Origin of the sequence: Hyella patelloides LEGE 07179, from assembly GCF_900659865.1 — a bacterium.
Taxonomy (GTDB): domain Bacteria; phylum Cyanobacteriota; class Cyanobacteriia; order Cyanobacteriales; family Xenococcaceae; genus Hyella; species Hyella patelloides.
The window spans coordinates 1-10,482 of the sequence record NZ_LR214372.1 but is presented as its reverse complement, the minus strand read 5'-3'; the positions used below and the strand labels follow the sequence as shown (position 1 = coordinate 10,482).

10 protein-coding genes are annotated in these 10,482 nt (G+C 38.2%); 7 read left to right on the top strand and 3 right to left on the bottom strand.

Annotation, left to right across the window (positions count from 1 at the left end):
* On the top strand, positions 1-304 hold a 304-nt coding region (locus tag H1P_RS34550), incomplete at its 5' end, for a transposase (protein WP_186376325.1).
* Here H1P_RS34550 and H1P_RS34545 read toward each other — a convergent pair.
* Positions 228-1,709 (bottom strand): DUF262 domain-containing protein, encoded by a 1,482-nt coding sequence (locus tag H1P_RS34545; protein WP_144876179.1) that lies wholly within the window; start codon positions 1,707-1,709, stop codon positions 228-230. The two genes, H1P_RS34550 and H1P_RS34545, sit on opposite strands and share 77 nt — an antisense overlap.
* Before the next feature lie 183 nt (positions 1,710-1,892).
* On the opposite strand from H1P_RS34545, the gene H1P_RS34540 reads away from it, so the two are divergent.
* The 6 genes from H1P_RS34540 to H1P_RS34515 all read left to right on the top strand — a co-directional run bounded on the left by H1P_RS34540 (position 1,893) and on the right by H1P_RS34515 (position 8,938).
* Positions 1,893-2,792, top strand: a complete 900-nt coding sequence (locus H1P_RS34540; protein WP_144876176.1) for an alpha/beta fold hydrolase — start codon at positions 1,893-1,895, stop codon at positions 2,790-2,792.
* Between the two features lie 37 nt (positions 2,793-2,829).
* The gene (locus H1P_RS34535) at positions 2,830-3,420 is read left to right on the top strand and encodes an AAA family ATPase (RefSeq protein WP_144876174.1); all 591 of its coding nucleotides are present in this window, start codon (positions 2,830-2,832) and stop codon (positions 3,418-3,420) included.
* A gap of 24 nt (positions 3,421-3,444) precedes the next feature.
* A complete protein-coding gene (locus tag H1P_RS34530; protein ID WP_144876172.1) occupies positions 3,445-3,627 on the top strand; it encodes a hypothetical protein in 183 nt (60 codons plus the stop codon).
* A gap of 102 nt (positions 3,628-3,729) precedes the next feature.
* On the top strand, positions 3,730-5,385 hold the full coding sequence (locus H1P_RS34525; RefSeq protein WP_144876170.1) for a hypothetical protein: 1,656 nt from the start codon (positions 3,730-3,732) through the stop codon (positions 5,383-5,385).
* A gap of 38 nt (positions 5,386-5,423) precedes the next feature.
* On the top strand, positions 5,424-6,980 hold the full coding sequence (locus tag H1P_RS34520; RefSeq protein WP_144876167.1) for an FHA domain-containing protein: 1,557 nt from the start codon (positions 5,424-5,426) through the stop codon (positions 6,978-6,980).
* A gap of 305 nt (positions 6,981-7,285) precedes the next feature.
* A complete protein-coding gene (locus tag H1P_RS34515) occupies positions 7,286-8,938 on the top strand; it encodes an LA_3751/LA_3752 family putative glycosyltransferase (RefSeq protein WP_144876165.1) in 1,653 nt (550 codons plus the stop codon).
* Between the two features lie 123 nt (positions 8,939-9,061).
* Here H1P_RS34515 and H1P_RS34510 read toward each other — a convergent pair whose 3' ends face one another.
* Both H1P_RS34510 and H1P_RS34505 read right to left on the bottom strand, forming a co-directional pair.
* Positions 9,062-9,754 carry a glycosyltransferase gene (locus tag H1P_RS34510; RefSeq protein ID WP_144876163.1) on the bottom strand — a complete coding sequence of 231 codons (693 nt, stop codon included), beginning with the start codon at positions 9,752-9,754 and terminating at the stop codon, positions 9,062-9,064.
* 231 nt (positions 9,755-9,985) lie between these two features.
* A complete protein-coding gene (locus H1P_RS34505) occupies positions 9,986-10,294 on the bottom strand; it encodes a transposase (protein ID WP_246142075.1) in 309 nt (102 codons plus the stop codon).
* Positions 10,295-10,482: the final 188 nt, after the last annotated feature.

Genomic DNA, 10,482 nt, shown 5'->3' with positions numbered 1-10,482 from the left:
CAAATGTCTTGTTCCTCAGCTTTGGAAAGGGGCGGTAGTGGTAATGGATAATCTGCCTGCGCATCAGGTAAAAGCTATTGCGCCTCTAATTGAAGCAGTAGGAGCGAGAGTTTTAGAGCTTTCCCCCTATTCTCCAGAGTTTAATCCCATTGAACACTGGTGGTCACAGCTAAAGGCTTTCTTGAGGCAGTTCTCTCCCAGAACTTCCAAAAGGGTTGATACCCTGATTAAAATAGCGATGGATTTAATGAATCCCCAACATCTGCGTAACTGGTTTGCCCACTGCTGCTACTGTCCCTTATAAACCTGCAAACCGCTGTATGTTCAATGGTTATATCAGGATTTTCCTCAATTGCAACTAACTCTTTATGTTCAAAGTTTTCCAATCTTTCTAGTAGGTAGATTCTGTTCTTAGACTTGATATTGTAAACATCTTTTACTTTCAAAGCGTCTATCACTTCTGCATTTTTGGGGAATTTTTGAATCCCCGTCCTTTGCAGTAATGATTTTTGAATTGAGTATAGGTAGTTTGAAGTATCAACCTTATCATAAAGATTCATAAATATTTTGTTCAAAGCATTAGTTGGCAAGCCAAGGATGAATCTACGCCAAGTATAAGACTGGATTAAATCCAGCACTTTAATAAAAGTTTGCTTATCAATAGTTGAGTTAGCGTAATCATCATAGACTTTCATCAAAAACGGAAAGGCGACATTAATTTCAAGACGATTGATATATTCCAATTGCAACCTAATGCTTTTATCTATTTCCTTCTTTGGGTTGATTAGCTTGTTATAGTACTTAACCAAAGTTTTTATTTCTGCCAAATTAGTCTCAAGCTCATCAATTGTTGTGGTTGGATACTTAGCTTTAAATTCAAGATAAACTTTTCCCTTGTTAGGAATTTTTTTGTTTTCCAAAGTTAAGTAATCTCTAATAAACCCTGATACTCTACTAACATTTGAGGTTTCGTCTTTGGCAAGTCTTTCGATAATTTCCCAATAATTACGATAAATTTTGTTTTGATTAGTCCGATTTAAGCCCATCAAAATATAATTACGAATTAAGTCAGCCTGTGATAAATCTAAACCTGTAGAATTGAGGCTTTCAAAAATACGTTGTGGGTCATCTTTCTCTCGGTCTAATGATATTTCAACAAACATCAGTTTTGAAAGACCCTCCAAAACAAACTGATAGTTTTCTTCGGTTATTCTTCCTTTAAAGTAATTGAAGTTATCAATCAGTTTTGAAAAGTCTTGAAACTCTTCATTTTCATCGCTTCTTAGAAGATATTTTAAAGCCTTGTCATTATTTTCTGTAGGTCTTAGCTTTAATTTTTCTTCTTCAGGGGCGAATTTATTAATTAGGTATGTCTCACTAATTTCTGCTACAAGCCCTTCGTTATTTAACTCTTTTGCAAGTCTGTAAATAACTAAGTAAACAAGTGTTAATGTTGTTAAGCGTTGCTGTCCATCAATGACTGTCAATTCTTTGATTCTTGCAGCCGTGTAAACATCATCGTGAATATAAACAATGCTACCAATAAAGTGAGCATTCATATTCTTGTTTGTTCCGACTTCAAGAATATCGTCCAAAAGTTGTTTGCATTGACTTGTAGACCAATCATAATTTCGCTGATAAACAGGAATTACAAACTGAGTTTTATTTGCTGATAAAAAATCTTCTACTTTTGTTTCGTTGGCTTTCATGGATCGATTTAACTTAGCTTTAAGACACACAACTACTTATTTAGTCTTCCCTAAGTTACTTAAATTGAATCATCTGTTTGGTTGCGATTGTCCAGTATGTATCAATGGGTTAAGGCAACTGTAAAGTTAATTGGATATCTCACTAAGATCGCATTATAGATTTATTTCTCTTCACTATTAACTATGACTACAGTAACTAATCCGACTAAGCTTAACTTTGGTATTGGCGGTACAAGCGATCGCTATGATTGGCATTTTTTAGGCAAACAATATCAAGTTGTCTACGAAACTATCGGACAGGGAAACCCTGTATTATTACTTCCTGCTTTTAGCACGGTTTCTAGTCGCACAGAAATGAAAGGTATTGCTCAAATACTCGCTACTCAATATCGGGTTACGGTTTTAGACTGGTTGGGTTTTGGTGAGTCGTCATGTCCTCCTGTAGATTACAATCCAGTATTATTTCAACAGTTGTTAGAGGATTTTACTAAATCTGTGTTTGATTGTCCCATTATCTTAATTGCTGCGGGTCATACTTCAGGATACGCCTTAAAATTCGCCCAAGATAATCCAAATACTATATCAAAGCTTATTTTAGTAGCTCCTACTTGGCAAGGACCCTTACGGGTAATGGGTTTACCCGATGGCGTGAGAAAGGTAGTTAGAAATCTAGTGAGATCGCCCTTATTAGGTCAAACTCTATACTATCTCAACACTACTCCTTCTTTTCTGCACTTGATGTATAAACGCCATGTTTATGTGGATGAAACTAAACTAACTCCTGAATTTATTGCCCAAAAACACCAAATCACTTCTAAAAATGGTGCGCGATATGCTCCTGCTGCTTTTGTAACTGGCGCGATCGATCCTGTAGCTAATAGAGAGGAATTTTTGCATCTTTTATCCTCTGTATCGATGCCTGTGTTAATTATTTTGGCGGAAAATGCACCACCTAAATCGAAAGCAGAAATGTCAGCTATGGCAGAATTGGAAAAAGTGCAAACAGTTAAATTATCTGGAACTTTAGGTATTTACGAAGAGTATCCCAAAGCTGTAGCAGAAGCGATTCAGAAATTTTTGTAAATAAAATTAAGATTGAAAAGTAACTCTGATGTAAAAAATGATTATTTGGTTAAATGGGGCTTTTGGTGCTGGCAAAACACAAACTGCTTTTGAGCTACATAGCCGTATACCTAATAGTTTTGTATTTGATCCCGAAGAAATTGGCTTTCTTCTGCACAAGATTACGCCATCAGCAATCAATGAATCGGATTTCCAGGATAATCGGTTATGGCGCGAGTTTACTTATCAAAGCTTACAATATCTTGCTGAAACCTTTGAAGGAATTGTTATTGTACCTATGACTTTAGTAAATTTGGCATACTATGACCAGATCGTAGGTACATTGCACAGACAAAGTTTTCCGATTCATCATTTTACTTTATGTGCTTCTCGTGAGACGATTTTGCGTCGTTTGTGTCGGCGTGGTGATGGAGTTAATTCCTGGGCTGCTTCTCAACTCGATCGCTGTTTAAATTCTTTGTCCAATGAAATATTTGCAATTCATCTGGATACCGAAAACAAAAGTATTGAATTGGTAGCAGAGGAAATTGCTAAGTATATTGGTTTTAATCTTAATCCTCCAAAATGGCATCCAGCGTTACGTCCTTTGCAACGAATTATTGTGCAGATAAGTCATATTCGTTTTTGAAGAAGGCACTCGAAAGTTAGAAAAGTGCAAACAGTTAGATTATCTGGGACTTTAGGTATACATGAGGAATATTTTGAAGTAGTAGCAGAAACGATTCAGAATTTTGTTCAGCGATCGCACTTTAGTCCCCCTGCTGTTTTGAACTTTTCTATAGCACTAAAGCATTTCCTAGATGTAATTCCCTACTTCTTCTCGATTATTCCTTAATACATAAAAGGTAATACATAAAAAGTAATACATAAAAAAGCTTAACTCACCCTATTTACAGAGAAGTCAAAAAATTACAGGAAAGTAAAGGAAAGTAAAAGGATGTTTTCGCAAATTTCCGAGCGTTATCTACATATAACTAGGTATATTCTCACAATTGGTTGGCTAGTTTTAATTATTTCTCTGTTTTACGACCCAATCTCGGCTAATCTGACAGAGACTAACATGATGTTTGGCCCTTCTGTTGCCAATACTTGCTTTGAGTTTCAAGGCGAATGTCAACCTCTAACTACTTATCCCATAGGAGCGAGAATCTTTTGGGGGATGGTTGTTCCTTCTTCGATACTAATACTCTTAATTTTTGGTCATGAAGCTTGGCGACGCATTTGTCCCCTCTCCTTTTTCTCGCAAATTCCTAGAGCTTTGGGTCTACAAAAAAAGCGCGTTATTAGAGAAAATTCTTGGTTACATCGCAATTATTTATATTTACAATTTGGTTTGTTATTTCTGGGTTTAAATATTCGCTTGTTATTGGTCAATTCAGACCGTTTTTTATTGGGAGTGTTTCTCCTGCTCACTATTGGTTCTGCTATCACAGTGGGTTTCCTCTATGGTGGTAAAACTTGGTGCAACTATTTTTGTCCGATGGCACCAGTACAGATGATATACAGTGAACCCAGTAGTTTGTTAACTTCAGTTGCCCATACTGCACCACCGAAAACCATTACCCAGTCCATGTGTCGTACTGTAGACTCCAGTGGCAAAGAAAAGAGTGCTTGTGTCGCCTGTAAATCCTCTTGCATTGATATCGATGCGGAGCATTCCTATTGGGAAAATATCAATCGACCAGATCGTCAGCTACTTTATTACGCCTATATCGGATTAGCCATTGGTTTTTTTACCTACTTTGGTTTTTACTCGGGTAATTGGCAATTTCTTTCTAGTGGTGTTTGGAACGAAACCAATCAGTTAAAGACTTTATTGGCACCTGGATTTTACCTTGGTGGATCGACAATTCCCATTCCGAAACTAATTGCTGTTCCTCTGACTTTAGTGTTTTTTTCGGGCATTACCTATGCTCTAGGACTTTGGGCAGAAAAACACTACCGACGCTATCGCAAGCGCATTAGAAAACCTCTAACTCCAGAACAGTTGCATCATCATACTTTTTCGGTTGCCACTTTTATTGCCTTTAATTGCTTATTCTTTTTGGGAGTTCGTCCTTCATTGGGTTGGCTACCTGGAATTATGCCCAATGTAATCAGTTGGATTGCGATCGCAGCTAGTAGTTTATGGTTAGCTAAAGCTTGGCAGCGCAGCGCGCAAAAATATGCTCGCGAACGGGATGGACATTTATTGCGTCGTCAGTTGAAAAAACTGCCTTTAAACTTGTCTGATTATTTAAAAGGTCGTTCCCTAGAAGAGTTAAATCCTGATGAACTATACACTCTCGCTACCGTAATGCCCAATTTTGCCAATCAATATCGTCTTCAAATGTATTCTGGGGTATTGTGTGAAGCATTAGAGCAGAAAAACGTCAGTATTGCCAGTAGTTTCCGAGAATTCCAAGGTTTACGTCATAAATTAAAAATTAATGACTCAGAACATCACACTATTTTAGAGAAATTGCTTCAAGAACATTCTCAATCGATCTCTCAAGCCCAAGCTTCCTTTGATGATACTACAGTATTGCGATCGCCAAACGCTCGTTCTGGTGACGAGCCAACGACAATTTACTTTCGTAAATCCAGCAAATAAGAAGTTAAATCATAGCTATTGAAGATAAAGTACAAACCATGTTGAAAGTTAAAGTTGTTAATTATCAAACTGGAAAATTCAGACAACGAGAGCTTGAACCAGCTAAGGATAATAAGTTTGAATGGCTCATTGGACGCAAAGCAGATTGCGATCTTGTCCTTAATAGTCCTGAAGTTAGTCGAGTACACGGCAAAATTGTGTGGCAACAAGGACAGTACTTTTTCACCGATCTTGGTAGTACAGATGGCTCTCGTGTCAACAACGAAGAACTAGAAGTTAATTGCAATTATTTACTCAAAGAAGACGATTTGATCAGAGTGGGGAATTTTATTGTTGCAATTGAAAAAATCGCTCGTCAAGTTTCTGTTCCACCACAGGCTCACAATGGCGCAGCTAAACTCGCGCATTCCTTGGGCGAGGGAACCTCGCCAGGGTCGCTCGTCAATTCATCTAGTAAATCGAATGGAGGAGATTTAATAGTTCGTTGTCAACAAATTATTGACGAAACATCAGATGTGAAAACTTTTCGTTTCGTTGCTGAGCCACCAACGTTGTTTAATTATCAACCAGGTCAATTTGTTAATTTAGAATTAGAAATTGATGGCAAGCGAGTTGTTCGTTCCTATTCGATTTCTTCTCCTCCTTCAAGACCTTCAAGTTTGGAAATTACAGTTAAACGAGTACCTGCACCAACTGATACTCCCAACGTCCCGCCTGGGTTAGTTTCTAATTGGCTACATGACAATCTTCAAGTTGGTAGTAAGATTAAGCTGCTCGGTGGTGCGATGGGGAAATTTACCTGTACTTTCAACCCTCCCCACAAATTATTGATGATTTCCGCAGGCAGTGGTATTACTCCGATGCTCTCCATGAGTAAATGGCTCTATGATACTGCCAGAGATTGCGATCTCGTTTTCTTTCACAATGCTCGCAGTGCCGATGACATTATTATGCGACAAGAGCTAGAGATGCTGGCTTCTCGGCAACCTAATTTTCGTTTAGCAGTGTCAATAACTCGCCCTCAATTAGGATCACCTTGGTTGGGTTTTATGGGCAGGCTTGACGAAGCGATGTTACAAAATATTGCCCCCGATTTTCGAGAACGAACTGTTTATGTTTGTGGCCCTAATGGCTTTATGGCAGCAGTGAAACAGATGTTATCCGCTCTGAATTTTCCTATGGATAACTATCACGAGGAAAGTTTTGGCGGTGGCAAAAAGAAATCTAAAAAATCAGCACCATCTTATGTTCAGCTACCTGCTATAGATAAAGATATCGATAAAGTTACCGCACCTAATCGAGAACAAAGTTTTACTTCTATTCCTTCTTCTTCTCCTAAAGTTTTCTTTTCCCAGTCGGGACAAGAATTTGATTGCGATGAAGAAGAGTCCATCTTAGACGTAGCTGAACAACAAGGAGTTGCCATTCGTAGCGGTTGTCGTCAAGGAGTCTGTGGTGTGTGCAAAAAACGCAAGCTAGAAGGGGAAATTAGATATGAGGGAGAGCCTGATGGTCTTGATGAAAGCGATCGCAATGAAGGTTTGATTTTAACTTGTATTGCTTCTCCTATAGGTAGAGTAGCGATTGAAGCTTAAAATTAGCTCGCTTGCCATTAGTTATAAGCTATAAGCTCGATCTAACAGGGTATTAACCTGCGCCAGATCGTAGACACGCCTTGCGGTGGAGTCTTGAACTCGGTAGGGCGATCGCTGGTACTCCTGTATTTAACTTAAAAGCTTAGAGCTTTAAGAAAATAAAAATCGGCGTTGGCGAATTGAGGTATGATTTTCTTGACTAGCGAGCTAAAAGCAAAATTGTTCCGTTACTATATCAAACGCTCTGCTGCGATTGTTCTAAAATAGCTTCTAGATCGGCTTGATGAGTTTCCTTGAATTGCTGCATGAAAATTAAACCTCTGCTTCCACTCCTACTTATTGTATTGGGAATTCTTTTCACCCTTCTATTAGTAAGCCAGATACCTGAAGGAGCATATTTTAGTGGTGATGCTGGACTCAAAGCACTTCTGTCCAAACAACTTGCTCAAGGAACTGGACGCTTCGATCTCATACCTCCCCCACAGCAGTGGGTACAAGACTTATGGCAACAGGGACTTTATGCTTACACTCCTCCCTATGCTTATTATCTACAAGATCGTTATTTTATTGCCTTCCCCTATACCTTTCCTCTAGTCACCGCTCCCTTCTATAAACTATTTGGCTACTATGGTTTTTATGCCGTTCCTCTATTAGGGACGTGGATTTTATGGGGGCTATTTTACTGGGTGTGTCGATTATTAGGGTTTTCCTCGGTTTGGACGGCGTTAAGTTTGGGAATACTAATTTTTGCATCGCCATTTACCCTCTATAGTGCCATGTACTGGGAACATAGTCTTGCGGTTTGCTTAGCATTTGCAGGATTATCTTTGATTCTTTGGGCAAAGCAAAAAGAACATTCTCTTTCTAACTCTGCATTGATTTCGATCTTATCAATAGCAGGTATCAGTCTGGGTTTGTCTGCTTGGTTTCGACAAGATTTATTCTGTCTCATAGCTTTAATGTTTGCGATCGCATTTATCCAGGATCTTTTGAAATTACGACCGATTCAAAGTTGGCTGAGGGCTAAAAACTTTAAAATTAGCTTTGAGTTAATTCCCTACTCTTGGGTATTCAGTCTGAGTACGTCGATCGCAACTGGATTATATTTCGTATTTAACAAACCAATCTACGGCAGCTTTCTCGGCATTCCCCGCATTGAGATGTTAGAGGCAACATTTACTCAGAAATTGATCGATGCGATTGCTGGTTTTCAGGATATGGGAATTGCCTTTATCCAGTTTATGCCAATTGTTTGCTTTGTTGGATTTTATGGACTTGCCTTACTATTTGATCGCAAACGCCTCAAACCTAATTTTTTATCGATCTCTATCTATATCTTGAGCTTAATTTTACTATTTGGTATTTCCTTTCTCGTTCCAGCAGGAACATCAGGCTTGATTCCAGGAGGAAAGCAATGGGGAGTGAGATTTTTGCTGATTCTAGTCCCAATCTTAATTTTGACAACTGTTCAATCCCTAAAATTTGTTGTCGATCGTTGTCAGCCTTGGATGAAATACACCAGTATTGTTATCTTTTCTGTTCTTTTGCTATTGAGTTCTCATAAAAATACCCTAGAAGGTTCAGCCTATCTTCTTAAGAACTATCAAGACATTGCTCCAGCAATCAAATTTTTAGAAGAAAAGCCAGAGCAGATTATTGCTATTTCCCATCAATTTGTCGGTCAGGCTCTAGAAGCTTCTGTAAGGGTCGAAAAAGTTTGGTTCAAGGTTGAAAATACAGAAAATTTAGCAAAGTTAGGTCAGAGTATGCTCAAAGAAAATCTCAATCAATTCCTTTATATTTGCTATCCATTTGCCCCTTGCCCATTGCCCAAAGAAGGCAACGAAAAGCTATCTATTGATTATCAAGAAAAAGCTTATTCTGTAAATTTTAAATTTCTTGACAAAAAAGGAAAGTATCCAGTTTACCAGGGCTCGATCTCTGATCCGAATATCTAAACAGAGTAATGTACGTGGAACTTTCGTTAATAATGGAAGTTAGCTTACTAAATATTTAAAACCCCTATAAAGTCTCGATCTAAAATTAGATATAATATAGACTTATATGAGGTTTTTAATCCTTTAGCCTCTAAAAATACGCTCGAGCAAAAACTTAAAGTAAAGGGGAAATAATACTTTTAAGTTTGTTTTTGATTTTCCATAGAATCGATCGGAAAAGAAAATGGGAATTTGACCAATCTTGATATTTTTTGATTTACTCTCAAGCAACATTTCTAAGAGAAAAACGTTGCTTTTTTGCCGTAAGTTTAACTTTTGCCAAGTAACTTTTCTCATTGCCCTAAAGTTTAAAGTTATGTCGTCCACAGGAAGTTGAAAAATAATAATAAAAAATTTATTTCCCCAATAACTTAAGATTTTCTGTCTTCTGGATGAGAAACCTTTTGCCCTACTTCCTTTGCTGTATTTTGATCCTACGACTAAATCATAATCGTGTAACTTCCCGATCAATCTATTGATATCTTCAACATGGATAGAGCAATCAGCATCCATCGAAACTAATATTTCATTTGAGGCACTATTGTACCCTTCCTTTAGGGCTGCACCTATTCCTTCTTTTTTCTTTCTTAAGACAACTCTAGCCCCTAGTGTTCGGGCAACCTCTGCCGTTCCATCTGGGGAGTTATCATCAACAACGATTATTTCGGATTTGGGGAATTTTTGTTCGATCTCTGGTATGAGCTTTTTCAGATTCTCGGATTCATTGTACGTAGGCAAAATAACAGAAAGACTATCATAACTTAAGGACTCTGGCATATTCGCAAACTTCCTACTATTAGGTTAAACAAAATGAATTTGAACTAAGCTAAATATAGCGAGCATAAAATACTGGCTTGTATTTTGCAATACCATTGAAAAAATTTTCAATGTAGTTAATCAATATCTCTCTGAACTACAATCTATTCACTAAGTTAGCTTATTATTTCATTTACTTCCAAATATTTCTGAAGCTCTTGACATCCTCCCATCGTCATAGCCGAGGGATTCCTAGAACAGGCTAAGCTGCTCGTAGGTGGTTGACACTTCATCGCAAGTAGCAAGCCTCGCTTGACTTACACTCGCTCCATGTCCGTTTTTGTCTTGGTCTGATTGCCCACCAGCCCATCTTTCTAAATTCTTGGCAGCATTGATATCTCTATCATGAATGGTATTGCAGTACAAGCATTCCCACTCACGAATATCTAGTTCTTTTCTTCCTCCAGATTTTCCGCAGCAGGAACATACTTGAGAGGAAGAATACCATCTATCCACTATAGTTAGATGCCTGCCATACTTATCGCATTTAGCTGCCAGCATGGTTTTGAACTTAGCCCATCCCGCGTCTGATATAGCGCGAGATAGTTTTCTATTCTTGACCAAGTAAAGTCAGTGAAAGGGTCGCCCCTTCCACTGCTCTCCAAAACGTAGCGTGATAGTTTCCTATCACTACGCTCCTCAGTAATACGGCTGCTGTCATCAGTACGCCTTTAAATCATTGTTGTAAT

What these genes read in the sequence shown, in the direction of transcription:
- H1P_RS34545 (WP_144876179.1), bottom strand. Translation starts at nt 1,709, where the DNA reads ATGAAAGCCAACGAAACAAAAGTAGAAGATTTTTTATCAGCAAATAAA.
- H1P_RS34540 (WP_144876176.1), top strand. Translation starts at nt 1,893, where the DNA reads ATGACTACAGTAACTAATCCGACTAAGCTTAACTTTGGTATTGGCGGT.
- H1P_RS34535 (WP_144876174.1), top strand. Translation starts at nt 2,830, where the DNA reads ATGATTATTTGGTTAAATGGGGCTTTTGGTGCTGGCAAAACACAAACT.
- H1P_RS34525 (WP_144876170.1), top strand. Translation starts at nt 3,730, where the DNA reads ATGTTTTCGCAAATTTCCGAGCGTTATCTACATATAACTAGGTATATT.
- H1P_RS34520 (WP_144876167.1), top strand. Translation starts at nt 5,424, where the DNA reads ATGTTGAAAGTTAAAGTTGTTAATTATCAAACTGGAAAATTCAGACAA.
- H1P_RS34515 (WP_144876165.1), top strand. Translation starts at nt 7,286, where the DNA reads ATGAAAATTAAACCTCTGCTTCCACTCCTACTTATTGTATTGGGAATT.
- H1P_RS34510 (WP_144876163.1), bottom strand. Translation starts at nt 9,754, where the DNA reads ATGCCAGAGTCCTTAAGTTATGATAGTCTTTCTGTTATTTTGCCTACG.
- H1P_RS34505 (WP_246142075.1), bottom strand. Translation starts at nt 10,294, where the DNA reads ATGCTGGCAGCTAAATGCGATAAGTATGGCAGGCATCTAACTATAGTG.